The organism is Nocardia terpenica (assembly GCF_013186535.1).
In the GTDB taxonomy this organism is placed as follows: Bacteria; Actinomycetota; Actinomycetes; order Mycobacteriales; family Mycobacteriaceae; genus Nocardia; species Nocardia terpenica.
In genome coordinates this window covers 1,283,433-1,309,880 of record NZ_JABMCZ010000003.1, presented here as the reverse complement: position 1 = coordinate 1,309,880, position 26,448 = coordinate 1,283,433, and the positions used below count along the sequence as shown (strand labels likewise).

General features: G+C 70.4%; 24 protein-coding genes. 10 read left to right on the top strand and 14 right to left on the bottom strand.

Annotated features, from left to right (window positions below; all coding sequences use genetic code 11):
* Positions 1–2: 2 nt before the first annotated feature.
* From HPY32_RS27635 to HPY32_RS27615, 5 genes are all read right to left on the bottom strand, one after another.
* Positions 3–650, bottom strand: a complete 648-nt coding sequence (locus tag HPY32_RS27635) for a dTMP kinase (RefSeq protein WP_067577139.1) — start codon at positions 648–650, stop codon at positions 3–5.
* Positions 651–965: 315 nt separating this feature from the next.
* On the bottom strand, positions 966–2,441 hold the full coding sequence (gene ahcY / locus HPY32_RS27630; protein WP_067584100.1) for an adenosylhomocysteinase: 1,476 nt from the start codon (positions 2,439–2,441) through the stop codon (positions 966–968).
* Between the two features lie 166 nt (positions 2,442–2,607).
* Positions 2,608–3,684 (bottom strand): alkane 1-monooxygenase, encoded by a 1,077-nt coding sequence (locus HPY32_RS27625; protein WP_231951261.1) that lies wholly within the window; start codon positions 3,682–3,684, stop codon positions 2,608–2,610.
* 397 nt (positions 3,685–4,081) lie between these two features.
* Positions 4,082–4,774: a response regulator gene (locus HPY32_RS27620; RefSeq protein ID WP_067577134.1), complete on the bottom strand. Its 693-nt coding sequence runs from the start codon at positions 4,772–4,774 to the stop codon at positions 4,082–4,084.
* On the bottom strand, positions 4,771–6,312 hold the full coding sequence (locus tag HPY32_RS27615; protein ID WP_067577132.1) for a sensor histidine kinase: 1,542 nt from the start codon (positions 6,310–6,312) through the stop codon (positions 4,771–4,773). Before HPY32_RS27615 ends, HPY32_RS27620 begins: the two co-directional genes overlap by 4 nt.
* A 142-nt stretch (positions 6,313–6,454) precedes the next feature.
* On the opposite strand from HPY32_RS27615, the gene HPY32_RS27610 reads away from it, so the two are divergent.
* Complete coding sequence (locus tag HPY32_RS27610; RefSeq protein ID WP_067577130.1) at positions 6,455–7,777, top strand: cation:dicarboxylate symporter family transporter; 1,323 nt, start codon at positions 6,455–6,457, stop codon at positions 7,775–7,777.
* Between the two features lie 3 nt (positions 7,778–7,780).
* On the opposite strand, the gene HPY32_RS27605 is transcribed toward HPY32_RS27610, so the two are convergent.
* From HPY32_RS27605 to cofD, 3 genes are read right to left on the bottom strand one after another with little or no spacing between them, the layout of a single operon-like run.
* A complete protein-coding gene (locus HPY32_RS27605) occupies positions 7,781–8,302 on the bottom strand; it encodes an NUDIX hydrolase (RefSeq protein ID WP_067577128.1) in 522 nt (173 codons plus the stop codon).
* 28 nt (positions 8,303–8,330) lie between these two features.
* Positions 8,331–9,677, bottom strand: a complete 1,347-nt coding sequence (locus HPY32_RS27600) for a coenzyme F420-0:L-glutamate ligase (protein ID WP_067577126.1) — start codon at positions 9,675–9,677, stop codon at positions 8,331–8,333.
* Positions 9,674–10,627 (bottom strand): 2-phospho-L-lactate transferase, encoded by a 954-nt coding sequence (gene cofD, locus HPY32_RS27595; protein WP_067584097.1) that lies wholly within the window; start codon positions 10,625–10,627, stop codon positions 9,674–9,676. Before cofD ends, HPY32_RS27600 begins: the two co-directional genes overlap by 4 nt.
* 621 nt (positions 10,628–11,248) lie before the next feature.
* Here cofD and HPY32_RS27590 point away from each other — a divergent pair.
* Positions 11,249–11,482: a WhiB family transcriptional regulator gene (locus HPY32_RS27590; protein ID WP_040827503.1), complete on the top strand. Its 234-nt coding sequence runs from the start codon at positions 11,249–11,251 to the stop codon at positions 11,480–11,482.
* A gap of 55 nt (positions 11,483–11,537) precedes the next feature.
* On the opposite strand, the gene HPY32_RS27585 is transcribed toward HPY32_RS27590, so the two are convergent.
* Positions 11,538–12,014: a metallopeptidase family protein gene (locus tag HPY32_RS27585; protein WP_194251571.1), complete on the bottom strand. Its 477-nt coding sequence runs from the start codon at positions 12,012–12,014 to the stop codon at positions 11,538–11,540.
* Positions 12,015–12,186: 172 nt separating this feature from the next.
* On the opposite strand from HPY32_RS27585, the gene HPY32_RS27580 reads away from it, so the two are divergent.
* From HPY32_RS27580 to HPY32_RS27560, 5 genes are all read left to right on the top strand, one after another.
* Positions 12,187–12,567, top strand: a complete 381-nt coding sequence (locus HPY32_RS27580; RefSeq protein WP_067584091.1) for a DUF3499 domain-containing protein — start codon at positions 12,187–12,189, stop codon at positions 12,565–12,567.
* A 149-nt stretch (positions 12,568–12,716) separates the two neighbouring features.
* A complete protein-coding gene (locus HPY32_RS27575; RefSeq protein ID WP_067577122.1) occupies positions 12,717–14,093 on the top strand; it encodes a phosphomannomutase/phosphoglucomutase in 1,377 nt (458 codons plus the stop codon).
* 91 nt (positions 14,094–14,184) lie between these two features.
* Positions 14,185–15,384: an amino acid adenylation domain-containing protein gene (locus HPY32_RS27570; RefSeq protein WP_067577120.1), complete on the top strand. Its 1,200-nt coding sequence runs from the start codon at positions 14,185–14,187 to the stop codon at positions 15,382–15,384.
* Positions 15,384–16,622: a mannose-6-phosphate isomerase, class I gene (manA, locus tag HPY32_RS27565; RefSeq protein ID WP_067577118.1), complete on the top strand. Its 1,239-nt coding sequence runs from the start codon at positions 15,384–15,386 to the stop codon at positions 16,620–16,622. Before HPY32_RS27570 ends, manA begins: the two co-directional genes overlap by 1 nt.
* Positions 16,623–16,670: 48 nt before the next feature.
* Positions 16,671–17,591, top strand: coding sequence for a cation diffusion facilitator family transporter (locus HPY32_RS27560; RefSeq protein WP_067577116.1), 921 nt, complete (start codon positions 16,671–16,673; stop codon positions 17,589–17,591).
* Here HPY32_RS27560 and HPY32_RS27555 read toward each other — a convergent pair.
* From HPY32_RS27555 to rfbD, 5 genes are all read right to left on the bottom strand, one after another.
* On the bottom strand, positions 17,588–19,054 hold the full coding sequence (locus tag HPY32_RS27555) for a phytoene desaturase family protein (RefSeq protein ID WP_067577114.1): 1,467 nt from the start codon (positions 19,052–19,054) through the stop codon (positions 17,588–17,590). The two genes, HPY32_RS27560 and HPY32_RS27555, sit on opposite strands and share 4 nt — an antisense overlap.
* Positions 19,055–19,120: 66 nt before the next feature.
* Complete coding sequence (locus HPY32_RS27550; protein WP_067577112.1) at positions 19,121–19,693, bottom strand: TetR/AcrR family transcriptional regulator; 573 nt, start codon at positions 19,691–19,693, stop codon at positions 19,121–19,123.
* Positions 19,694–19,745: 52 nt separating this feature from the next.
* A complete protein-coding gene (manB, locus tag HPY32_RS27545) occupies positions 19,746–20,825 on the bottom strand; it encodes a mannose-1-phosphate guanylyltransferase (RefSeq protein WP_067577110.1) in 1,080 nt (359 codons plus the stop codon).
* Between the two features lie 27 nt (positions 20,826–20,852).
* A complete protein-coding gene (locus tag HPY32_RS27540; RefSeq protein ID WP_067577109.1) occupies positions 20,853–21,761 on the bottom strand; it encodes a glycosyltransferase family 2 protein in 909 nt (302 codons plus the stop codon).
* Positions 21,762–21,771: 10 nt separating this feature from the next.
* A complete protein-coding gene (gene rfbD, locus HPY32_RS27535; protein WP_231951260.1) occupies positions 21,772–22,641 on the bottom strand; it encodes a dTDP-4-dehydrorhamnose reductase in 870 nt (289 codons plus the stop codon).
* A gap of 212 nt (positions 22,642–22,853) precedes the next feature.
* Here rfbD and HPY32_RS27530 point away from each other — a divergent pair, with 212 nt between their 5' ends.
* The 3 genes from HPY32_RS27530 (at position 22,854) to HPY32_RS27520 (ending at position 26,445) form a co-directional block, all read left to right on the top strand.
* Positions 22,854–24,329, top strand: a complete 1,476-nt coding sequence (locus HPY32_RS27530) for an LCP family protein (RefSeq protein ID WP_082871025.1) — start codon at positions 22,854–22,856, stop codon at positions 24,327–24,329.
* Positions 24,317–25,036, top strand: coding sequence for a TIGR03089 family protein (locus tag HPY32_RS27525; protein ID WP_067577105.1), 720 nt, complete (start codon positions 24,317–24,319; stop codon positions 25,034–25,036). Before HPY32_RS27530 ends, HPY32_RS27525 begins: the two co-directional genes overlap by 13 nt.
* Before the next feature lie 110 nt (positions 25,037–25,146).
* A complete protein-coding gene (locus tag HPY32_RS27520) occupies positions 25,147–26,445 on the top strand; it encodes a cytochrome P450 (RefSeq protein ID WP_067577103.1) in 1,299 nt (432 codons plus the stop codon).
* Positions 26,446–26,448 lie beyond the last annotated feature (3 nt).

The window sequence follows — 26,448 nt, the reverse complement described above, 5'->3', positions numbered from 1 at the left end:
CCCTATCGGGAAATCTTTTCCGCCAGGCGCGCGGTGAGTGTTGCCGGATCGTCATGCGGCGCATGGCTCCACCACGTCCCGTGCCAGTGTGTTTCGGCCAACTCACGATAGACCGCCGCGGTGCGTTGTTGCAGAGCGGTATCGCGCTCGTAGGCATCCAGCGCGCGAGCGGCGTCGAGTTCGCCGCGGCGACGGGCGCGTTGCGCCGCGAGTTCCGTTGGCACGTCCAGCAGTACGTGTACGTCGGGTACCGGTAATTCGAACCTGCCGAATTCCAATTCCGCCACCCACGAAGCAATTTCCCCGCTCGCGGACTGGTCGGTCCGCGCCGCGTTGTAGGCCACATTCGACGCGACATAGCGATCGAGCAGCACAATGTCGTTGTCCGCCAACAGCTTCGCCAACTCCCCGCGCGCATCGGCGCGATCCAGCGCGAACAGCAACGCCATCGCATTCACCGACCCCGCCAGATCCCCATGCTGCCCCCGCAACGCCTCCGCCGCCAGATCCGCATGCACCGACCGCCCATACCGCGGAAACGCCAGACTCCCCACCCGCACTCCCTGCCCCCGCAGCTCCCCACCGACGGCCTCGATCAACGTCCGCTTCCCGGCCCCATCCAGCCCCTCGATCGCCACCAACGCGCCCATGCGCAGAGAGTAACGCCTGCCGCCCCGAAGACCCCTGTCGCCCCGGCCCTGGGGGCCGGGGCGACAGGGAAGACTGCCCCGCCCTCCGGATGCGGTCGGCCCCAGACCTCGTTGCTCCGGCCCTAGGGGGCCGGAGCAACGAGGAATCCACAAGCCGCGCAACGAGAAGACGGCCAAGTCGACAAGAAGCACGGCCACACCTACAAGAAGCACGGCCGGGCCGACAAGAAGCACCGCCACACCTACAAGAAGCACGGCCGGGCCAATTCGATTTCCTTGATGCGCGGCCCCCTGGGGCCGCGCATCAAGGATCTCTCAGTACCGGTAGTGCTCAGGCTTGAACGGCCCCTCCACGTCCACGCCGATGTACTCGGCCTGGTCCTTGGTGAGCTTGGTCAGTGTTCCGCCGAGGGCCTGGACGTGGATTCGGGCCACCTTTTCGTCGAGGACCTTGGGGAGGCGGTAGACCTCGTTGTCGTATTCCTCGGGCTTGGTCCACAGTTCGATCTGGGCGATCACCTGGTTGGAGAAGCTGTTGGACATGACGAAGGAGGGATGGCCGGTGGCGTTGCCGAGGTTCAGCAGGCGGCCCTCGGACAGGACCAGGATGGACTTACCCGAGTCCTTGAAGGTCCACAGGTCGACCTGGGGCTTGATGGTCGTGCGGGTGGCGCCCGAGCGCTCCAGGCCGGCCATGTCGATCTCGTTGTCGAAGTGGCCGATGTTGCCCAGGATGGCCTGGTCCTTCATCGCCTTCATGTGGTCGAGCCGGATGATGTCCTTGTTGCCGGTCGCGGTCACCACGATGTCCGCGTCGCCGATGGCCTGCTCCACGGTGACCACGTCGAAGCCGTCCATCAGCGCCTGCAGGGCGTTGATCGGGTCCACCTCGGTGACCTGCACGCGGGCGCCCTGGCCGGCCAGCGACTCCGCGCAGCCCTTGCCCACGTCGCCGTAGCCGCAGATCAGCACCTTCTTGCCGCCGATCAGCACGTCGGTGCCGCGGTTGATGCCGTCGATCAGCGAGTGGCGGGTGCCGTACTTGTTGTCGAACTTGCTCTTGGTGACCGAGTCGTTCACGTTGATCGCCGGGAAGGCGAGCTCACCGGCCGCCGCGAACTGGTACAGGCGCAGCACGCCCGTGGTGGTCTCCTCGGTGACGCCCCGCACCGACTCCGCGATCCGGGTCCACGTGGTCTTGTCGGCCTCGAGGCTGCGCCGCAGCAGGTTCAGGAAGACCTTGTACTCGGCGGAGTGGTCCTCGTCCTCCGGCGGCACCAGGCCCGCCTTCTCGAACTGGGCGCCGCGCAGCACCAGCATGGTGGCGTCGCCGCCGTCGTCGAGGATCATGTTGGCCGGCTCGCCGGGCCAGCGCAGCATCTGCTCGGCGGCCCACCAGTACTCCTCGAGGGTCTCGCCCTTCCAGGCGAAGACCGACACGCCCTTGGGCTCGTCCACGGTGCCGTGCGGCCCGACGACGACCGCGGCGGCGGCGTGGTCCTGGGTGGAGAAGATGTTGCACGATGCCCAGCGGACCTGCGCGCCCAGCGACACCAGGGTCTCGATGAGCACCGCGGTCTGCACCGTCATGTGCAGGGAGCCCGAGATCCGGGCGCCCTTCAGCGGCTGTACCTCCGCGTATTCGCGGCGTAGCGCCATGAGGCCGGGCATCTCGTGCTCGGCAAGTCGAATCTCCTTGCGGCCGAACTCGGCCAGCGACAGGTCCGCCACCTTGTAATCGATACCGTTGCGGTGGTCGGCAGTCGTCTTGCTGCTCACTGCGGTCGTCATCAGCCTCTCCTGGTCGGCGTTACGCACAAGAGACTAATACGAGTCGTGCGTACACGGTACGCATAGTGCTGCATTTAATGCGCGCCGCAAACCGTCGTGGTTACGGACCAGCCCCTTGCATCCTCGAGGAACATCCTGCACTACGAGGGGCAGGAGTGCCCGACGGTCACGCGGTCGCGGCGCTACCGTAGGCCGCCAGGATGCGTTGCCGTTTGCGGGGAGCGATATTGGCGCGGGTGACATCGCCGCGGTAGTGCGCGAGCACGCGGCGGTCCATGACGGCCCGCCACACCGGCGGCACGATGGCGAACAGGATCATGGTGGCGTACCCCGCGGGGAGCTGCGGGGCCTCCTGCGAGCTGCGCAGCGTCTGGTACCGGCGTCCCGGATTGGCGTGGTGATCGCTGTGCCGCTGCAGATGGAACAGGAAGATGTTGGTCACCAGCCGGTCGCTGTTCCAGCTGTCGGCGGGCGAGCAGCGCGCCCACGATCCGTTGCGGCGCTTGCCCCGCAGCAGACCGTAGTGCTCGACGTAGTTGACCGTCTCCAGCAGTCCCGCGCCGATGACGGCCTGCAGCAGCAGATACGGCAGCATCGTCGGCCCGAACGCCACCAGCAGCGCCGCGTACAGCACCGCCGTCATCGCCCACGCCTGCAGGATGTTGTTGTGCACGGTCCACCAGCCCGAGTTCTTGCGCCGCAGGCGATCTCGCTCCAGGCGCAGCGCGGAGCGGAAGCCGCCGAACACGCTGCGGGGCAGGAACTCCCACAGCGACTCGCCGAGCCGGGCGCTCGCCGGATCCTCCGGCGTCGCCACCCGGGCGTGGTGGCCCTTGTTGTGTTCCACGTAGAAGTGCCCGTAACCCGATTGCGCCAGCGCGATTTTCGCCAGCCAGCGCTCCATGTGCTCGGCCCGGTGCCCCAGCTCGTGCGCGGCGTTGATGCCGATGCCGCTGACGAAACCCAGCGTGGCGGCCAGCCCCAGCTTGTCGACCGCGGTCAGCTCGTCGCCGGACCACATGTACGCCGCAATCCACAACCCCGCCAACTGGATCGGCAGGAACATGTAGGTGCACCACCGGTAGTAGCGGTCGCCGGAGAGCAGTTCGTAGTCCTCGTCGCGGGGATTGCTGCCGTCCTCGCCCACCACCCAGTCCAGCACCGGGATCACGATCAGCACGATGATGGGGCCGATCCACCAGAACACCGGGAATCCGGTGTGCAGCACCAGCTGCGAGGGCAATAGCGCACAACCCGGAGCTATCAACCCCAGCACCCACAGGTGCCGTTTCGGATCAGGCGAACCCGAGCGATTGCCGACCGTTTGCACGTTTGCCCCGCTAAAAAAATACCCTGGATCAATTGCCAGTAGATATGTACAGACTTTACGCGCGTTACAGTGGACCTACCCGCTCAAACGTGGCGACCGTTACATCCCTCTAGGTACACTTTTAAGCTCCTCCACATGTGACTGCCATCACCGCACACGCCAGGCAAACATCGGAGCCGTCCGCGGGCCCGCCGTGACGCCGCCCGCCGCACCGATCGCCGGACAGATGCTTACCCGTCCAGTTGCCGCCGAGCATCCCGATCGGGGTCCGGCGCAATTGTTATACAACACAGCACGTTACGGACACGAATCACCTGCGCCACACGTAGCGCACCTGCGGGCGGCCCGCGCGGCCGTAGTCGGTGCGCCGGTCCACCACCCCGTCCTCGGCCAGCCGCTCCAGATACCGCCACGCCGTCACCCGGGAAACTCCTACCGCCCGACCGGTTTCCGTGGCGGACAGCCCCGCCTCGGCCTCCCGTACCACCCGGGAGATCTCCTCGAGGGTCTGCGGGGCAATGCCTTTCGGCGTCGCCGCGGCGCGCCCGGGGTTACGCAGCGCGCCGAACGCCCGATCGATATCGAGCTGGGTCACGGCCGCCTCGCCCGACGGCAGCGCCGCCCGGAACTCCAGATACCGCTCCAGCCGATCGCGGAAGGCCGCGAAGGTGAACGGCTTCAACAGATACAGCGCCACCCCGTGCGCGACGGCGGCCCGCACCATCGCCAGCTCGCGCGCGGAGGTGATGGCGATGATGTCGGGCCGGGGGCGTGACCGCGCCAGCGCCGCGGTCACCTCCAGGCCGCTCATATCGGGCAGGCCCAGATCCAGCAGCACCAGATCGATCGGCGCGCCGGACTCCGCCGCCCGCGCCGCCGCGCGCAGCGCCTCGCGACCGGTGTGCGCGACCGCCGCCGGTTCGAACCCGGCCACCCGCGCCACATAGGACCGGTGTGCCCGCGCGATGCGTGGGTCGTCCTCCACGATCAGCACCCGGATCACCGCGGCCGCCCGCCGGGCACCGGAATCCGCACCACCACGGCCGATTCCGGCGTCCGCTCGGCGCGCAGGGTGCCGCCGTAACGGGCCACCAGCCGCCGCACCAGCGCCAGCCCGAGGCCGTGGTGGTCGGTCTTGGTCGAATAGCCGCGCTCCATGGCGCGGGCGAACGCCTCCGCCGACATCCCCGGCCCGCTGTCGGCGACCCGCAGGTACAGCTCCGAGTCATCGTGGCGCACCGTCACTTCCACCCAGGCGTCCGCGGTTCGCGCCACCGCGTCGAGGGCGTTGTCGACGAGATTGCCGACCAGCGTGATCATTTCGGGCGCGGTCAGCGGCGCGAGGGTGTCGACCTCGGCGTCGACGGTCAGCTCCACCCCGCGCTCCATGGCCTGGTCCACCTTGCCGAGCAGCAGCGCCGCCAGCGCGGGCTCCTGCACGGCGCCGGTGAGCCGGTCGATGAGCGACTGCGACAGCTGCAGTTCGGCGGTCGCGAATTCCACGGCGTCGGCGTAGTTTCCCAGCTCCACCATGGTGATCACGGTGTGCAGCCGGTTGGCGGCCTCGTGCGCCTGGGCGCGCAGCGAGTCGGCCAGGCCGCGCATCGAATCCAATTCGCCCATCATGTCCCGTAATTCGGTGTGATCGCGCACGGTGAGCACGGTCCCCAGCGGGCGGCCCGACCAGGTGACGACGTCCTGATTCACCACCAGCACCCGCTCGGTGGTCACGTGCATCTCGTCGCGGATCACCACCGGGTCGAGCGTGCGCAGCGAGACCGGCAGATCGGCGCGGCGCACCGGGCCGTCGGGCAGGCGCAGCAGGCGGCGGGCCTCGTCGTTGACCACGGCGGCCACCTCGGCGTCCCGGTCGAACACCACCAGGCCCTCGTGCACCGAGTGCAGCACCGCGTCGTGATGCTCGTAGAGGGCGCGCAGTTCGGCGGGGGCCAGGCCGTGGGTCTGCCGTAACAGCCTGCGCCGCAGCAGCATCGCGCCCAGCAGCGCCAGCAGCAGACCGGCCCCGGCCGCGCCGAGGATCACCGGCAGCTGCTCCAGCGCCTGATCGCCGACGACCGCGCGGGTGACACCGACCGACACCAGCGCCGCGACCCGGCCGTCCGCGCCGGACACCGGGGTGACCGCGCGAATGGAGGGGCCCAGGCTGCCGGTATAGGTCTCGGTGAACGTCTCGCCCGCCAGCGCGCGATCGATGGTGCCGCTGAACGGTTTTCCGATGCGACCGGGATCGGTGTGGGTGAAGCGGGTGCGGTCGGGCGCCATCACCACGACGAAGTCCACGCCGGTCCGCACGCGGATGCGCTCGGTCACCGGTTGCAGCAGCGCGGTCGGGTCGGGGGATCGCACGGCCGCCGCGGTCGAGGGCGCCTGCGCCAGCGCCACCGCCACTCCGACGACGCGCTGCCGGGCCGCGTCGTCCTCCTCGCGCCGCACCTCCCACACCACCAGCGCGGTGCCGATCGCGAGCACCGCCAGCAGCACCGCGCTCTGCACCACGAACACCTGGCCGGCCAGCGTCATGCCGCGCCGCCGTCCGAACCGCACGCATCCTCCCGGTGAACGAAATGTACGAAACAGTGACCGCGGTCACGGTAGCCGTCAGGATCGGTGACCGAGCGCGTGGCCCGGGTCACGCGAGCAGTACCGGAGGCACAGACACGCTATGAGCAACACACCGACGCGGCCGCATCGACGCGACCGTACCCACTGGCTCTATCTCGCCGTCATCGCGGCGGTGATCGCCGGCGTGCTCGTCGGCTGGCTGGCGCCCGGCGTCGGCAGGTCGGTGGCCGAGCTGGGCACGATATTCGTGAACCTGATCAAGATGATGATCTCGCCGGTCATCTTCTGCACGATCGTGCTCGGCATCGGCTCGGTGCGCGCGGCCTCGCGGGTGGGCAGGGTCGGCGGGCTGGCCATCGGCTACTTCCTGATCATGTCGACGGTGGCGCTGGGCATCGGCCTGGTGGTCGGCAATCTGCTGCACCCGGGCACCGGGCTCGACGTCGCCGGGCACGCCAAGGACGCGGCGATCTACGCCGAGCAGGCCGAGGGCGCGGGCGGGACCTGGAAGTTCCTGGAGAGCATCATCCCGACGTCGCTGCTGTCCTCGCTCACCACGGGCAGCGTGCTGCAGACGCTGTTCGTGGCGCTGCTGGTCGGCTTCGCGGTGCAGGCCATGGGCCGGACCGGTGAGCCGATCCTGCGCGGGGTGGAGCTGGTGCAGAAGCTGGTGTTCCGGATTCTGACGATGATCCTGTGGCTGGCGCCGATCGGCGCGTTCGGCGCGATGGCGAACGTGGTGGCCTCGACCGGGCTGCGCGCGGTGGGGCAGCTCGCGATGCTGATGGTCGGGTTCTATCTGACGTGCGTCGTGTTCGTGTTCGGCGTGCTGGGCACGCTGATGCGGGTCGCGGCCGGCGTGAGCATCTTCGGGTTGGTCCGGTATCTGGCGCGGGAGTATCTGCTGATCTTCTCGACCTCGTCGTCGGAGTCGGCGCTGCCGCGGCTGATCGCGAAGATGGAGCACCTCGGCGTCGAGCGGACCACGGTGGGAATCGTGGTGCCGACCGGATATTCGTTCAATCTGGACGGCACCGCGATCTATCTGACCATGGCCTCGCTGTTCGTCGCCGACGCGATGGGCAAGCCGATGTCGCTGGGCGAGCAGGTCGGCCTGCTGGTGTTCATGATCATCGCGTCCAAGGGCGCGGCCGGGGTGACCGGCGCGGGGCTGGCCACCCTGGCCGGTGGGCTGCAGAGCCACCGCCCCGACCTGCTCGGCGGCGTCGGCCTGATCGTCGGCATCGACCGGTTCATGTCCGAGGCCCGCGCGATCACCAACTTCTCCGGCAACGCCGTCGCCACCGTCGTGATCGGCACCTGGACCGAAACCATCGACCCGCTCCGCGTGCGAGCGGTTCTGTCCCGCGAAATCCCGTTCGACGAAACGACAATGGTCGACGACCATATGGTGTCGGCCTGATCGTCAGGCGTACAGGAGGACCTCCGCGTTGTCCGGGAGGGCGTCGACGGGCCACCAGCGCAGGTCGGTGGATTCGTCGCTGCGGACGGGGACGGCATTCTCCGGGGCCCGGACCTTGAACAGCAGGTCCAGGTGGCGGGTGGGGACGCCGAGCGAGCAGGTGATGCCGTGGGCCTGGACGCCGTAGAGGCCCGGCTCGATCGTCAGGTCGGGGATGCCGGACTCCTCGGTGGCCTCGCGGAGGGCGGCGTCGACCACCGTGTCGTCGAATTCCTCACAGTGGCCGCCCAATTGGATCCACAGGCCGACGCGGGGGTGCAGGGTCAGCAGCACCTCGCGCTCGTCGTGGGAGAACACCACCGCCGAGGCGGTGATGTGGCCGGGGGCGTGCTCGCGCAGGCAGCCGCGGGGGGCCGAATCCAGGAAGGCCAGCATGGTCTGGCGCAGCGATCGTTCGGGATGCGCTGCGGGCGACCAGTTCTCGAGCAGATCCCGAGCCGAGTCGTGCAGTGATTCCGCGCTCATCGTGTCCTTTACTTCCCCGTACCGGCCCTCACAGCTCCACCAGCGCGGCACCCGGGTCACGCGGGTCGCGCGGCGTGAGCTCCTCGGTCGGATAGCCTACGGCGATGGCGCCCAACGGTGTCCACTCCTTTTCCAGCCCCAGCACCTCGCGGGTGATCTCCGGCGCGAAGATGGTCGACCCGATCCAGCAGCTGCCGACGCCCCGGGTGGCCAGCGCGACCAGCAGCCCCTGCACGGCGGCGCCGACGGCCACGGTGAACATGGTCTGCTCGGCGGCGCGGCGGCGCTCGTCGGGATAGTCGTGCGCGCCGTCGGGCACGCAGAACGGAATGATCACCTCGGGGGCGTCGAACAGGATGCGGCCCCGGCCGATTCGGCGCTCCACCCGATCCGCGGGCAGCCCGTCGCCGCTCAGGTCGGCCCGCCACCGGTCGGCCATCGTGGTCAGCAGCCGCTCCCGCAGCGCCCGATCGCGCACCCACACCAGCCGCACCGGCCGGGTGTGATGCGGCGCGGGCGCGGTCAGCGCCTCCGACACCGCGGCCCGGATCAGCGCGGGATCGACCGGGGCGTCGGCGAATCGGCGCACCGAGCGCCGCATCAGCAGCGCCTGGCCGCGGCCGAGCTCGATCGCCTCGGCCGTGCCGAGCCAGAACAGGTCCTCCTCGCCGCTGCGCAGCAGATCCGCGGCGGTGGACCCGTCGTCGTGCGGACTCAGGCCGCGGACCACCGCGACGGGAACCCCACCCAGCTTGCCCTTCACCAGATCCGCGGCGGCGGCGAGTTCGTCGGCGACGGCCACCTGGGTGACGTGCAGTTCGTTGCCCTGCCCGTCGACCGCACCGGCGTAGTCGTGCAGCACCCGCAGCCCGGCCGAGCCGATCGCGGTGTCGGTCTGCCCGTTGCGCCAGGCGCGGCCCATGGTGTCGGTGATCACGACCGCGACGTCGACCCCGAGCCGCTCGGCGAGCCCGGCGCGCAACGCCTTCGCGCTGGCATCGGGCTCGGCGGGCAGCAGGACCAGTTCGCCCTGTTCGACATTGGAGCCGTCCACCCCGGAGGCGGCCTGCACGATGCCGATCCGGTTCTCGGTGATCAGGGTGCGGCCCTTCTGCGCCAGCACCCGCACCGCCTCGGACCGGACCAGTTCGCGGCGCAGCGTGTCGCGTTCCTCCGGATCGGTCGGCGCGGTCACGATGCGCCCCTCGGCCTTGGCGACGATCTTGCTGGTCACCACCAGCACGTCGCCGTCGGCGAGCCAAGGCGCCTGGGCCGCAATGTGTTCGGCGAGATCGTCGCCGGGCCGGAATTCCGGCAGCCCCGGCACCGGGATGATCCGCAGTTCGCCGCCGGGGGCATGATCGGTATTGCTCACGGCTTCACTCCCGCGAGATCCAGGGCCTCGCGCACCATGTCGGCGGTCGCGGCCGGGTCGGTCATCAGCAGCGGCACGCTGCGTACTTCCACGCCGGGCACGTCGGCGGTGTCGGTGCTGTGCACCAGCCAGCCGTCGAGAATGCCGGTGTCCGAGCGCGCGCCGAAGTGGCGGCCGACCGCCTCGGCCGAGGTCTGCACGCCGATCACCGACAGGCACTCGTCGGCCATGCCGCGCAACGGCTTTCCGTCGATCACCGGAGACAGGCCGATCACCTTTCCCTTCGAAGTCCGCAGTGCGCCACGGATTCCCGGTACCGCGAGGATCGCGCCGATGCTCACGACGGGGTTGGAGGGGGCCAGCAGCACCACGTCGGCGTTCTCTATGATTTCGGTCACACCGGGCGTCGGAGCGGCCTGTTCCGCCCCGATTGTGACGAATCCATGGGTCTCAACGTTCGCGCGATAGCGTACCCACCACTCCTGGAAATGAATCGCGCGTCGTTCGCCAGGGTTCTCCGGGTCAGAGATGACGACATGCGTTTCACATCTGTCGTCGGTTGCCGGGATCAGTTTCACGCCCGGCTGCCAACGGTTGCAGAGCGCTTCGGTGACCGCCGAGAGCGGGTAGCCGGCGCGCAACATTTCACTGCGAACCAGATGCGTGGCGATATCCCGATCGCCGAGTCCGAACCAATCCGGCTGGGCGTGGTATTTCGCCAGCTCCTCCTTGGCGTGCCAGGTTTCGTCGCGATGGCCCCAGCCGCGCTCGGGGTCGATGCCGCCGCCCAGGGTATACATGCAGGTGTCCAGGTCGGGACAGATGCGCAGGCCGTGCATCCAGACGTCGTCACCGACGTTCACGACGGCCGAAACCTCCGCCTCGGGCAGCAGTTCGCGGACCCCCAGTAGGAAGCGCGCGCCGCCGACTCCGCCGACCAACACGGCTATCCGGGGGCCGGTGCCGGTCGCGATGTCCGCTTGTTCTCCAGTCACATCCGCACAGCCTATGCGGTGACGCGAAGGTCATGTCGCGGGCTCTATTTGCTGTTCATTTGCTACCGGAGGGTTACCGAAACGCGCCGATGACGGCTGCGGATAGTAACGGAATTGTGTCGGCAGCTTGACCATCACCGCGTCCGGCGTGTCTAATCACAGGCATGTCATTCCAGGTCCGCGCGAGAGTGCAAGGCGCAGACCGGGTTTCGAACACGCGTTCGAGGGATGACCAGCTCGGGGATGTCCGCGGGACAACGTCGCGGTGTTGGGCCGTCGGTGGGCAGATCAGGTCCGACGGATAAATCATTCTGCGCTAACACACAGTGAGGAGGCGGAGCGATGGCCGAGGAGCTGGCCCCGTCGGGCATTCCGGGCGGTGTATCGCAAACCGATTCCACAGCAGGCGCAGCACCTGGCGTCTGCGCATACAGCCGGAACGATGAAGGAGAGGGGGGAAGTGCGGTGCCGACCACTGATACGGGGCCTGCGATACAGCAGGGAGGACAGTGGGCACGGACTCAGCGCAAGGCCGAACCGCCACGGCTGAGTCTCATCGTCACCGACTTCGACACCATGTTCGACACGATCGAGGAACAGTGGCAGGAACGGGCGCTGTGCGCCCAGACCGATCCGGAGGCGTTCTTCCCGGAGAAGGGCGGCTCCACCCGCGAGGCCAAGCGGATCTGCATGGGCTGCGAGGTCCGCGACGAGTGCCTGGAATACGCGCTCGCGCACGACGAACGCTTCGGCATCTGGGGCGGTCTGTCGGAGCGGGAGCGCCGCCGCCTGAAGCGGGGCATCGGCTAGCCGGGGCCGGGGGGATCTCCCCCTGGCTCCCTTGTCACGCCGGACCGCTTCGGGCTCAATCCTCTTCGGGATCGATGACGTCCGGATCGACACCCAGATAGGTGGCGATCTGCTGGACGAGCACCTCCCGGAGCAGGTCCACCAGGTCGTCCGGGTCGCTCGCGCGCAGCTCGAGCGGCTTACGGAACAGCACCACGCGGGCGCGTGTCGCCGCGCCGCGGGAATCCACCCCCGCCGGGATCAGCCGGGACAGCGGCACCGGCCCGTCCGCGACGACCTCCTCCGGCCAGGTCACCGAATCCGGGTGCAGCGGACGGATTTTCGGGACATCGTCGACCGCGATATCGAGCTTGGTGAGCCGATCGTGCCAGCGGCCGTCCAGCGGAGCGAACGCCTCCAGCACCATCCGGTCGAACTGCTGACCGCGGGTGCGCCAGGCGGGCACCGTCGGCGGCAGCATGGGTCCCCGGACCCCACGCCCACGCCGCAAAACCGAACGCGCTGTAGGCGAACGCTTCCGTGAACGGGTCATAACCAAACAGTAATCAGTCGCGGCGGACCCCGGAACTCGGCCACCCATCCGGCAGGGGACCTGTGACCATATCCCGCGTCTCGCGCCGATATGACGAAATCCCGGAGAGTCGGACGAGCGTGTCTGTCAGCGCCGGGCCGTGAGGGGGGTTACTCTCCAATGCGTGATTCCCATGCGTCGTTGCTGCCGTCCAGGCTGCAAGAACCCGGCCGTCGCGACGCTGACCTATGTGTACTCGGACTCGACCGCGGTCGTGGGCCCGCTGGCCACCGTCGCCGAACCGCACTCCTGGGACCTCTGCGAAACCCATGCGTCCCGGATCACCGCGCCCAAGGGCTGGGAGCTCGTCCGCCACGAGGGCGGCTTCTCCTCCAGCACCCCCGACGACGACGATCTGACCGCCCTCGCCGAGGCCGTCCGCGAGGCCGGAATGCGCCGCCGCACACCGGAACCCGAGCAGCGCCGCTACCCCGACCAGCCCCCCGCGCCGCCGCGCCCGAGCCGCACCGGCCGCCGCGGGCACCTGCGCGTACTCCCGGATCCCCCGAACTGAGAAGCGGCTGTCCCGCCTCTCCGCGTTTCCGGGCGTACTCGACAAGTTACCCATGTGCGCACGAAACCAGGCGTTGCGCTGGCATGTCTCGCCGACCGCCGACTGACCTGAGGCCCGGCGGCCCGGGCTTTCCTATTAGGGTGTTGCACATGACCCTCGCCCGCTCCGCCGAGTCCGTGAAAGCAGTTGTCAAGGCGTACGACGTGCGCGGAGTCGTCGGAGAGCAGATCGACGCGGATTTCGTTCGGGACGTGGGCGCTTCGTTCGCGCGGCTGATGCGCGGCGAGGGCGCGACCCGGGCCGTGATCGGGCACGACATGCGCGACTCCTCGCCCGGCCTGGCCGCCGCCTTCGCCGAGGGCGTGCTCGGGCAGGGGCTGGACGTGGTGCAGATCGGCCTGGCCTCCACCGACGAGCTCTACTTCGCCTCCGGGCGGCTCGGCTGCCCGGGCGCGATGTTCACCGCCAGCCACAACCCGGCCCGCTACAACGGCATCAAGCTGTGCCGGGCCAACGCGCTACCGGTCGGCCAGGACACCGGGCTGGCCACCATCACCCGCGAACTGATCGAGGGCGTCCCGGCGCACGACGGCGCGCGCGGCACCGCCACCGAGCAGAACCTGCTCGACGACTACGCCGAATTCCTGCGCGGGCTGGTCGATCTCGGCGCACTCCGCCCGCTGCGGGTCGCGGTGGACGCGGGCAACGGCATGGGCGGCTACACGGTGCCCGCCGTGCTCGGCGCGGTCCCGGCGCTGACCGTCGAACCGCTGTACTTCGAACTCGACGGCTCGTTCCCCCATCACGAGGCCAATCCGCTGGATCCGAAGAACCTGGTGGATCTGCAGGAGTTCGTCCGCCGCACCCGCGCCGACATCGGCCTGGCCTTCGACGGCGACGCCGACCGCTGCTTCGTGATCGACGAGCGGGGCGAGCCGGTGTCCCCCTCGACGATCACCGCCCTGGTGGCCGAGCGCGAGCTGGCCAAGGAGCCGGGCGCGACGGTCATCCACAACCTGATCACCTCGCGCGCGGTCCCGGAACTGGTCGCCGAGCTGGGCGGCACCCCGATCCGCACCCGGGTCGGCCACTCGTTCATCAAGCAGGAGATGGCGGCCACCGGGGCGATCTTCGGCGGCGAGCACTCCGCGCACTACTACTTCCGCGACTTCTGGGGCGCCGACTCCGGCATGCTCGCCGCCCTGCACGTGCTGGCCGCGCTCGGCGAGAAGGACCGGCCGATGTCGGAGCTCGCGTCCTCGTATGCAACATATGCCGCCTCCGGGGAGATCAATTCCACAGTGGCGGATGCGAAGGAGCGAACCATGGCGGTCGTCACGGCGTTCGAGGGACGGGCCACCTCGGTGGATCGGCTGGACGGGGTCACCGTGCAGCTGCCCGACGATGCCTGGTTCAATCTGCGTGCCTCCAATACCGAACCGCTGCTGCGCCTCAACGTCGAGGCCCGATCGCAGGAGGAAGTAGACACTCTCGTAACCGAGATCCTGAGCATCGTCCGCGACTGACTGGAATAGTGGAATCACAGACCGCGAATTCGCTCGCACGGACAGGTTCACCCGGCCTGGTGACCCGATTGAGGGGAGGTGGCAACGCCCGATGATCGCAGGGACACCGGTACTCGACCTCGATGACGTCGCCTCGCTGGAGGCCGCGGACTCCGGGGGCACATTACGATCGGCCGCGTCGGGCGGCGCCCAGGTGCGCGCCGTCGCGGCGGACGTCGCCGAGGACGCGCTCGCGCGCCTGCGGGATCTGCGGCCGCGCAGCCTGGTCATGGTCTCCGGTTCCGGGCGCGCCGCTCGCGCGGCCGCGCTGCTGGTGGCCGCCTTCGGCGAGCGTGCCGCGCTGCCGATCGTGCCCGTCACGTCCATCCCGCAGTGGGTGGGCCCGCTGGACGTGGTGCTGATCGCCGGCGACGACGCGGGCGACCCGCGACTGATCGGTTCGGTCGACCGCGCGCTGCGGCGCGGCGCCGAGGTGGTCATCGCCGCCCCCGACGAGGGCCCGCTGCGCGCGGCCGCCGCCGGACGGGCCGCGCTGTTACCGCCGCGGGTGCGGGTGCTCGACCACAATCGGCTGCTGCGCTTCCTGGCCGTCGGCATGGCCGTGCTGAAGACCGTCGACCCCACCCACATCGACCCGCTGGTTCCCGACCTGGACGTGCTGGCCGACGTGCTCGACTCCGAGGCGCTGCGCGACGGCCCGAACAACGAGGTCTTCCACAATCCGGCCAAGACGCTGGCCGCCCGCATGCGCGAGCGCCGCCTCCTGCTGTCCGGCGACTCCCCCGCCGCGACCCAGGTGGCCCGGCACGCCGCCGAGGTGCTGCTGCAGGCCACCGGCCGAATAGCGGCGTCGACCGGGCTGGCGGAGGCCGTGACCGCCAACAATCGGATGATCGAATCCGCGGGCGTGGCCGCGCCCGGCTTCGACCCGCTGTTCCACGACGAGCAGCTCGACGGCCCCGCCCCGGTCGATCGGGTGCGGGTGTTCGTGGTGAGCGCCGACGCCGACGAGATGGCCGCGCGCCGCCGCCTGGCCGTGTTCGGCGCGAACGCCGGGCTGGTGGACGCCGATCTGGTGAACGTCGACGCGGAGCTGATGAGCACCGAGGCCAGCGTGCCGCGCGCCACCGATCCCGAGCAGCCGGCCCCGGGCGCCCGCCGCGGCGGCGAGCTGGAACAGCTTGCGGTACTGATACTTCGGCTCGAGATGGCGGCGGCCTACTTACGTCTGCTCGGCTGCCGCCCGGCCGATGCCGACCGTCCCGCTCACTACGACGGGGGACACTTCTAGTGCACGAACTCGTTGGTGCGTTGCGTACCTATGCCTGGGGTTCGCGCACCGCGCTCGCTCAGCTGTGCGGCCGACCGGTTCCCTCCGCCCATCCGGAGGCCGAACTCTGGTTCGGCGCCCACCCCGCCGATCCGGCGCAGGTGAGCGTCGACGGGCGCGCCCGCTCGCTGCTGGAGCTGGTCTCCGCCGATCCGCGGCACGAATTGGGCTCGGTCGCTTCGGCATTCGACGACCGGCTGCCGTTCCTGCTGAAGATCCTGGCCGCCGAGGAGCCGCTGTCGCTGCAGGCGCACCCGAGCGCCGAGCAGGCCCGCGCGGGCTTCGAGCGGGAGAACCGCACCCGGGTGCCGCTGGATTCGCCGATGCGCAACTACCGCGACGACAGCCACAAGCCCGAGCTGGTGGTAGCGCTGGAGCGGTTCGAGGCGCTGGCCGGGTTCCGCGATCCGCGCCGCACCGTGGCGCTGTTCGACGCGCTGGCCGTGCCGGAGCTGGCGCAGTACGCGGAACTGCTTGCCGCCCAGCCGGATTCGGCGGGGTTACGGACGCTGTTCACCACCTGGATCACGCTGCCGCAGGCGGCGCTGGGCACGCTGCTGCCGAAGGTGCTCGACGGCTGCGTGCGCTACCTGTCCGACAAGCCCGCGGGCGATCGACCGGCCGCCGCCAAGGAGTTCGCGGCCGAGGCCCGCACCACGCTGGAGCTGGCCGAGGCGTATCCGGGCGATGCCGGGGTTTTGGCGGCGCTGCTGCTGAACCGGTTGACGCTGGAGCCCGGGCAGGGGTTGTTCCTGGCGGCCGGGAATCTGCACGCGTATCTGCGCGGCGTCGGGGTGGAGATCATGGCCAACTCCGACAATGTGCTGCGCGGCGGCCTCACGCCCAAGCACGTGGACGTGCCGGAGCTGCTGCGGGTGCTGGACTTCGAACCGCTCGAGGTGCCGATCGTGGCGGCGGAACCGGTGGGCGGCGGCATCTTCCGCTACCACACCCCCGCGCCGGAATTCGCGCTGCGCCGCATCGAATTGGCCGAGGGTGCGCCACCGACCGCCGTCGACCGCAGCGGCCCCGCGGTCCTGCTGTGCACGTCCGGCACCGTCCGACTGCTCCAGGGTTCCGACGAACTGAAGATCACGCCGGGAAAGGCCGCGTGGATCTCGGCCGCCGACACCGATATTCACGCCCAGGCGGTCGACGGCGCGGCGCAACTGTTCTGCGCGTGCGTGGGCAAGGATTGACCTTCCCTCCACTCGAGGGCCACACGAGGAAAGGACCGAGGCTGCACCATGTCTGCGGGCGGTGGTAGGAAGGCGATTCTGGCGGCGCTGAGCGCCAATCTGGGGATCGCGATCGCGAAGTTCGTCGGCGCGGCGATCACCGGGTCGGGGTCGATGCTGGCCGAGGCGGTGCACTCGGTGGCCGATACCGGCAATCAGGGCCTGCTGCTGCTCGGGCAGCATCGGGCCGCGCAGGAGGCCGACGAGAAGCACCCGTTCGGGTACGCGCGCAATCGGTACTTCTACTCGTTCGTGGTGGCGCTGGTGCTGTTCACCCTCGGCGCGATGTACGCGATCTGGGAAGGCGTGCACAAGATCCGGCATCCGGAGGAGCTGAGTTCCCCGGTGGTGGCGGTGGTCATCCTGGCCCTCGCGGCGGCGCTGGAGGGCTACAGCTTCACCACGGCCATGCGCGAATCCGCGCCGCTGCGGGGCGGGGCGGGCTGGTGGCGATTCATCCGCACCTCCCGCAATCCGGAGCTGCCGGTGGTGCTGCTCGAGGACACCGGCGCGCTGATCGGCCTGCTGATCGCGCTGGCCGCGGTCGTGCTGACCATGCTCACCGGCAACGCGATCTGGGACGGCATCGGTACCCTCGGCATCGGAATCCTGTTGGGCGCCATCGCCGTCGTGCTGATCGTGGAGATGAAGAGCCTGCTGATCGGCGAGGGCGCCACCCCCGAGGAGATCCGGGCCATTCGCGAGAACCTGGTCGACGGCGCCCGCATCGACCGCGTCATCCACCTCCGCACCGAATACCTCGGCCCGGAGGACCTGATGATCGCCGCCAAGGTAGCCATCGTTCCCGGCCTCGACATCGCCGCCATCGCCGAGGCCATCGACGCCGCCGAATCCCGGGTCCGCACCGCGGTCCCCACCGCCAAACTCATGTACATCGAACCGGACCTGTACCGCTCCCAACCGGCCTAGCGGATGGGCACGGATCGCAGGAGGTCCAGGGGGTGGGTGGGGATGCCGAAGTCGGTGCGGAGGGTGTGGTGGGCGGCGTGGAGGCCGGACATGCCGTGCACGCCGGGGCCCGGGGAAGTGGCGGAGGAGCAGAGGTAGACGCCGCGCAGCGGGGTGGCGTAGGGGTTCCAGCGGGGGGTGGGGCGGAAGACGGTCTGGCGCAGGGTCATTGCGCCCGCCGAGATGTCGCCGCCGACGTAGTTGGCGTTGTAGGCGGGCATGGCCGAGGCGGTGCGGACGTGCGTGGCGAGGATCAGATCGCGGAAACCCGGGGCGAACCGCTCGATCTGGGCGATGACGGCATCGCTGACGTCGCGGGTGGAACCGTGCGGGACATGGGCGTAGGTGTAGAGCGTGTGCCCGCCCTCGGGGGCGCGGGTGGAGTCCACGACGCCGGGCTGAATGGTCAGCACGTACGGCCGCTCGGCGAATCGCCCTGCGGCGACGGCCTTTTCGGCGGCCGCCGCCTCGGCCCGGGTGCCGACCAGATGCAGGGTGCCCGCGCGCTCACAGCCGCTCGCCTGCCACGGCACCGGTCCCGACAGCGCGAAATCCACCTTGCACGCGGCCCCGCCGTAGCGGTACCGGCCCAGCGAGCGGGCATAGCGGCGGGGCAGGCGGGCATCGGCCACCCGGAGCAGTTCGGCGGGGGCGGTATCGAACAGAACCGTTCGGGCGCCGCGGAATTCGTCCAGCGAGTCGACCCGGTGCCCGGTCACGATGCGGCCGCCGCGCGCCTCGACCTCGGCGGCCAGCGCGTCCACGATGGCCTGGCTGCCGCCGCGCGCCACCGGCCAGCCGCCGGCATGGGCGAGCGCGCCGAGCAGCATCGCCACCCCGGACGCCGAGAACGCGGGCGGCGCCACGATGGCGTGCGCGCTGACCCCGGTGAACAGGGCGGGGGCGAGCTCGTCGCGAAAGCGCAGATTCCACAGCGGCGACGCCTGTTCCAGCACCCGGCGGCCGAAGCGCACCGCGGTCAGCGGATCGCCGAGCGGCGGGTGCCGCATATCCGACATCGCCAGGTCGACCGCGGCCTCCCAGCGCCGGACGATCGGTCCGAACAGCCGCCGCCACGCCCCGCCGTCGCGACCGAGCCCGGCGGCGGTGCGCTCGAGGTCGCGCCACGCCAGCGCCGCCACTCCCCCGTCCAGCGGGTGCGCGTAGGAGACCTCCGGGACGAGCATCTCCACGCCGTGCGCCGCCAGATCGAAGGCGCGAAAAAAGGGTGACGCCAAGGCCATCGGATGCGCGCCGGCGCACACGTCGTGGTGGTATCCGGGCAGGGTGAGCTCCGCGGTCCGGCAGCCGCCCCCGACCGTGTCCGCCGCCTCGTGCACCTCGACCTCGAGCCCCGCCCGGGCCAGAATCACCGCCGCGGCAAGCCCGTTCGGGCCCGACCCCACCACCACCGCATCCGTCATGACCACCACTCTAGGCGCGCGAATCCGGCAGACCCGGCGGCGAGACCGACGCCACGGCAAGCATTCTCAGCCGCGGGTCCATTGCGCGACCAGAACGGCCAGCCGCTGCTCGCGAAAGTCGGGGCGCAGGCGGCCGTCGTGGTCGAGGGTGGCCAGGCCGTGCAGCGCGCCCCAGGCGACCTCGGTGAAGGTCTCCACATCGGCCTCGCCCGCGAACGGCGCGAACACCGCCACCAGCTCGGCGAACGCATCCCGCAACGCCTGCGGGGCATCGGCCCCGAACCGCAGATCGACCTTCTGCACGAACATCGCGTCGTAGAGCGCCGGGCTGCGACGAGCGAACTCGAGATACCCACCGGCCACCGCCGTCAGCGCCTCCGCAGGCCCGGCGGCCGCCTCCCGCAGCGCGCGAGACTCCGCCCCCATCTCGGCGAACCCCTGCTCGGCCACCGCGGCGACGATCGCATCCTTCCCGGCGAAGTGACTGTAAAGCACCGGCTGGCTGTATTCGATCGCCTCGGCCAGCCGCCGCACGGTCACCGCCTCCCACCCACTGCTCTCCGCAATCTCCCGGGCGGTCCGGACAATCAACTGATGGCGCTCGGCGCGCTGACGCTCACGTCGACTCTGTGCGGTCACCCCCGAAACCCTAGCAGCGCTAGGCCACCGAGAGATGCGGGGCGACCGTAACCTACACGTCCGTCGAGAATCTGATGCCGCCGTCCGGGAGGTCCACTCCCGGCCACACTCGGGCGCCGCGTAGTAGTTCGCAGCGGGCGCCGACGTTCGCGCCATCGCCGATGACGGCGTCGCGGACCAGGGCGCGGGGGCCGATGTGGGCGCCGAAGCCGATGATCGAGCGTTCGACCGTGGCGCCGGCGTCGACGCGGGCGCCGTCGAAGAGGACCGCGCCGTCGAGGCGGGCGCCCGCCCCGACCTCGGCGCCGCGGCCGACCACCGTGCCGCCGATCAGCAGGGCGCCCGGCGCAACCCCGGCTCCGGCGTGGACCAGCGATTCGCCGCGCTGGCCCGGCAGCGCGGGCGAGGGTGCGATGCCGCGCACCAGGTCCGCCGATCCGCGGACGAAGTCCTCGGGGGTGCCCATATCGCGCCAGTACGAGGTGTCGACATGGCCCTGGATGTGCGCGCCCTCGGCGAGCAGCGACGGGAACACCTCGCGCTCCACCGATACCGGGCGGCCGCTCGGGATCTTCTCGATGTACTCGCGCCGGAACACGTAGCACCCGGCGTTGATCTGATCGGTCGGCGGGTCCTGGGTCTTCTCCAAAAACGCTGTGACCCGGCCGTTCTCGTCGGTGGGCACGCAGCCGAACGCGCGCGGATCGCTCACCCGGACCAGGTGCAGGGTCACGTCGGCATTGGTGGCGGCGTGGGTGTCGAGCACCGCGCCCAGGTCGGTGCCGCCGAGCACGTCGCCGTTGAACACCAGCACGGTGTCGGCGCGCAGCCGGGGCAGCACGTTGCGGATGCCGCCGCCGGTGCCCAGCGGGTCGGTCTCGGTCACGTACTCGATGTCGAGGCCCAGCTCGGCGCCGTCGCCGAAGTGCTCCTCGAACACCTCGGCCCGGAACGAGGTGCCCAGCACCACGTGCGTGATGCCCGCGTCGGCGATGCGCGCGAGCAGGTGATGGAGAAACGGCAGACCCGCGACCGGCAGCATCGGCTTGGGCGCCGACAGGGTCAGCGGCCGTAGCCGTGTGCCCTGCCCACCCACCAGGATCACGGCATCCGTGGACGCGTTGTCGGCCATCACTCTCCCCTGTACGTCGTCGAGCTACTACAGCGCCGCGCGGTCGCGCTCACGCAGCGCAGATCGAACCGCAAGCCTGCAGCGGATGGCAAGTCCGGCGCGCAATGCCACCCGCAGCGGTGCCTGCCACCAGTGCGGATGCCGGTCGGCCTGAAAACGGTACGCGGACGCGTGATGGGCGGGCAGCATGGTCTCGGGGTGACGGCCCGCCGCATGGCCCTTGGCGTGCGTGACCTGCGCCGACGGCACAAATACATTGTGCCAGCCCGCCTTGCCCAGTCGGTCACCGAAGTCGACATCTTCCATATACATGAAGTAACGGGAGTCGAATCCGTCGATGGCGTCGAAGGCGGCGCGGCGCACCAGCAGGCAGGAGCCGGACAGCCAGCCGACGGTCCGCTCGGCGATCTCCGCGTTCTCCTGCCGGTACCGCGTGGTCCACGGGTTGGCGGGCCAGATCGTGCCGAGGATGGCGTGGCCCGCGCCGTCGAGCAGGCCCGGCACCCGGCGCGCGGACGGGTAGACGCTGCCGTCGGGCTCGTGGATGAGCGGGCCGAGCGCGCCCGCGCGCGGCCAGCGCCGGGCGGCGGCGAGCAGCTGATCGATCGAATCGGTGCCCCAGCGCACGTCAGGGTTGGCGATGACCACGAACTCGATCTCCGGATCGACCTCGGCGACCGCGCGATTGATCGCGCCGCCGTAGCCGATATTGCCGCCGGTCCGGAGCAGCCGGACATGCTCGTTGGATTCGGCCGCCAGCTCCGGCGTCCCGTCGGTCGACCCGTTGTCGGCCAGGATGACCTGCGGTTTCTCATCGGTGGCGGTGGCGAGCGTGCCGATGAAGTGTTCGAGGTGCTCGCCCGGTGAGTAGGTCACCGTGATGACGGCCAGCTGGGTCTTCGACTGGGTTGATTCGCCGGTATCCGAAGCGCTCACCCGGTGCAGCCTAGCGGTCGAGGCGGCGCAGCGCGTCGTCGAGTGCGGGGCGCCAATGCCGCAGCGGCGTCAGCCCCGCCGCCGCCCAGGCACGGCCGGACAGCACCGAATACGGCGGGCGCCGTGTGGGAGTCGGGTACTCGGCGCTCGTGCAGGGCCGCACCCGCGTCGGGTCCGCGCCCAGTCCCGCGAACACGGCGCGGGCGAATTCGAACCAGGTCGTCTGGCCGGAATTGCCCGCGTGCAGCACGGGTGGCACGGCGTCGGTCGCGACCACCCGCCCGGCCAGTTCCAGCAGCCCGGCGGCCAGGTCGTGGGCGTAGGTCGGCGAGCCGATCTGGTCGGCGACCACGGAGACGGTGTCGCGCTCGCGCTCCAGGCGGCGCATGGTGGCGACGAAATCGCGCTGGTCACCGGTGTAGAGCCAGCCGGTGCGCACGACGTGCGCCGCGGGCGAGCAGTGCAGCACCGCCCGCTCACCGGCCAGCTTCGAGCGCCCGTAGACCGTGGTGGGCTCGGCCGGGTCGTCGGGTTCGTACGGGCGGGTGCCCGCGCCGTCGAAGACGTAGTCGGTGGACAGGTGAATCAGGTTGGCGCCGACCGCATTACACGCCGCGGCCAGCCGGGCGGGGGCGGTCTCGTTGACGGCGAACGCCGCGGCCGCGTCGGTCTCGGCCGCGTCGACCGCGGTGTAGGCGCCGCAGTTGATCACCACATCGCCCGGCCGCAGCAGGGCGCGCACCGCATCCGCGTCGGTGATGTCCAGGTCTCGTCGGGTCAGCGCGAGCGCGTCGGGAGCGTGTGCGGACAGGGCGACACCGAGCTGCCCACCGGCCCCGGTGACGACCAGCCGCGGCGCGGGCACGGGTGCGGAATTCACACCGGCTAGTCTGGCACGCCGCGTCAGCAGCGGATGAGCCGTGCGCGCGGGCACGTTGGCTAGCCTCGTTGCGGAGGGTTCCGGACGACAATGGAGCCGACGGGCGGGGTGGGGATCTCCGGCACGAAAGGATTATGTAGTTGCCGCAGGGCAGGAAGGCATCGGCGCCGAGACGATCGCGCGGCACGAGCGCGCGGCCGCCGCACGCGGGCCTGCCCGGCCCGCGCCCCGCCTCCTGGTCGCGCCCCGTCCGCACCGATACCCGTCGCCCCGCCCGGGTGTTCGCCGCGCTGGCCGCGATCGTGGTGTTCGTCGCCACCGGATTCGGTTGGCACAGTGTGGATGCGGTGATCTCCGGCATCCAGCGCATCGGCAATCTCGGGCTGGGCGGCACCGACGACGGCGCCACCGACATCCTCATGGTCGGCGTCGACAGCCGCACCGACGCGCACGGCAATCCACTCACCGCCGACGAGCGCGCCATGCTGCACGCGGGCGACGAGGTCGGCACGAACACCGACACCATCGTGCTGATCCGGGTTCCCGACAACGGCCGGTCCGCCACCGCCATCTCCATCCCGCGCGACTCCTACGTCGACATTCCCGGCATCGGCATGGGCAAGATCAATTCGGCCTACGGCTCCACCAAGGAGCTGACCCGGCAGCGGCTGGTCGCGCAGGGCGTCTCCGCCGACGAGGCCGAGCGGCGGTCCACCCAGGCGGGGCGGCAGGCGCTGATCAAGACCGTGGGCGATCTGACCGGCATCACCGTCGACCACTACGCCGAGGTCGGGCTGCTCGGTTTCGTGCTGCTCACCGATGCCGTCGGCGGCGTGGACGTATGCCTGAACAATCCGGTGAACGAGCCGCTGTCGGGCGCGGACTTCCCCGCCGGACAGCAGCGCCTCGACGGCGCGCAGGCATTGAGTTTCGTGCGCCAGCGCCACCAGCTGCCGCGCGGCGACCTGGACCGGATCGTGCGCCAGCAGGTGTACATGGCGTCGCTGGTGCACCAGGCGCTGAGCGCGCGGACGCTGGCCAATCCCGCCAAGCTGAGCCAACTCTCGGACGCGGTCGGCCGCACCATCGTGCTCGACGACGGCTGGGACGTGGTGTCGTTCCTGCACGAGCTGCAGGACCTGTCCGGCGGTCAGGTGCGGTTCGAGACCATCCCGGTGAAGGACATCAACGGCACCACCGCCGACGGCGAGTCGGTCGTGCGGGTGGACCCGCAGGCGGTGAAATCCTATGTGGCCGCGATGGTCTCCGATCGGCCCGCCGATCCGAAGGCGGTGGATCCGGCGACGGTCACCGCCGACGTGTACAACGCCGGTGGCGTGGCCGGGCTGGCCGGACAGGTGGCACAGGCCCTGGCGGGCAAGGGTTTCCACACCGGCACGGTGGACAACTGGATCGGCGGCAGCGTGCAGAGCAGCCGGGTGCTGGCCGCCGACAGCTCCGATCCGAAGGCCAGGGCGGTGGCCGAGGCGCTGGGCGGGCTCCCGGTGCTCGCCGAGGACGGGCTGCCACCGGGGGCGGTGCGCGTGGTGCTGGCGGGTGACTACTCTGGTCCGGGCTCGGCGGCGGGGAGCCTGTTCGATCCCTCCGGGACCTCGTCCACGGCCACCCCGGTGCCGCCCGCACCCCCCATCGATGCCGGCCAGAACGGACCGAAATGCGTGAACTGAATACGACCGTCACCGAGGCGCTGCTCGACCCCCTGCTCACCCGCGACCCGGCGGGCCCGCGCATCACCTACTACGACGACGCCACCGGCGCCCGCATCGAGCTGTCCGCGCTCACCCTGGCCAACTGGGCGGCCAAGACCGCCAACCTGATTCGCGACGAATTCGGGCTGACGCCGGGCGCGCGGGTGGCGGTGCTGCTGCCCGCGCACTGGCAGACCGCGGCGGTCCTGCTGGGCTGCTGGTGGGCCGGGACCGAGGTGGTGCTGCGCGCCGACGACGACGCCGAGCTGGCGCTGGCCACGGCCGAGCGCATCGACGAGGTCGCCGAGGTCGCGGAGGTGGCGGCGCTGTCGCTGGACCCGCTCGGCATGCCGGTACCGGATCTGCCGGTCGGCATCACCGACTTCGCGACCGCGGTGCGCGCGCACGGCGATCGGTTCCTGCCCGGCGGCGCGGGCGCGGCCCTGGACGGGCTGGCAGTCGCCGACGTGCTGGGGCAGGCCCGCAAATCCGCCGCCCGCCAGGGCTTCTCGGAGTCGGACCGGGTGCTGTCGGAGGCGTCGTGGGACACCCCGGACGAGCTGATCGACGGCCTGGTCGCGGTCTACGCCGCGGGCGCCTCGCTGGTGCAGGTCGCCCATCCCGACCCCGCCGCCCGCGACCGCCGCATCGCCACCGAGCGCGTCACCATCACCCGCCGACCGTGATCTCGCCTGTCCTACCCCGGCAGGTCGCGCACGTCCGACCGTAGGACGTTCCCGACCGGAACGCGGGTCCGTACCGTGGAGACAGATCCGATCGACGATTGGGGGTGGCGATGAAGCCGCAGTACTGGTTCCACTGGCTGTCGGCGCAGGGCGTGCCGAGGCTGGCCATGAAAGCCTATGCCCGGCGCGGGGATCAGCTCGCCCGGCTGATGTGCTCCGAGGGCGGACTGCACGACCCGTATCCGCTGATCGAGGCGATCCGGGCGCGGGGCCGGATGGGGCGGTTCGCGTTCGCCTTCGCGACCGCCGACCACGATCTGGTCCGGACCATCCTGCGCGACAACCGATTGGGCGTGCGAGCCGTCGAGAGCATGCAGATCCCGCGGCCGCTGCTGCGGCTCACCGACGCGAATCTGCCGCCGAATCCGGTGGAACCGCCGTCCATGCTGGTGATCGATCCGCCCGAGCACACCCGCATGCGCAAGCCGGTAGCCTCGGCGTTCACCCCGCGCGCCATCGCGCGACTGCGCGAGCGCGTCGAATCGGTCACCGAGGAACTGCTGGACGCGCTGCCGTCCGGCGGATCGGCGGATCTGGTGTCCGACTTCGCCTCCCAGGTGCCCATCGCGATCATCTCCGAGATGCTGGGCTTCCCCGACAGCGCGCGGGATCGCTTCCTGGGCTGGGGCGACGCCATGACACCGCTGCTGGACATCGGCATCGACTGGCGGTCGTTCCGCCAGGCCGTCGAGTCCATGGTGGAGATGGACCACTACCTCGACGACCACATCGCCCGGCTGCGCCGCGAGCCCGGCGAGGACATCCTGTCCAGCCTGGTGACCGCGGGCGACCTCGACGACCGGGCGCTGAAGGCGTCGGCGAGCCTGCTGATGGGCGCCGGTTTCGAGACCACGGTGAATCTGATCGGCAACGGCGTGGTGCAACTGGTGAACCATCGCGACCAGTTGGAGCGGGTGCTGGCCGAGCCCGACCTGTGGCCGAACGTGGTCGAGGAGGTACTGCGCTACGACGCACCGGTGCAGACCACCGCGCGCGTCGCGGCGGAGGAGGTCGAGATCGACGGCAGGCGGCTGCGCCCGGGAGCCACGGTCGTGCTGTCGCTGGCCGGGGCCAACCGCGATCCCCGGGTGTTCGAGGATCCGGACCGCTTCGACGTCACCCGCCCGAATGCCAAGGAGCACCTGACCTTCTCCACCGGCATCCACGCCTGCCTGGGCGCCAGCCTGGCCCGGATGGAGGCCGCGTACGCGCTGCGGAAACTGTTCGAGCGCTTCCCGAATCTGCAACTGGCCGCGCCGCCGCGGCGCCGCCCGCTGTTCACCCTGCACGGCTACAGCAGCCTGCCTGTTCGGTTGGGCACCAGGGCCGAGCAGACGGCGGGCGTGTAATCC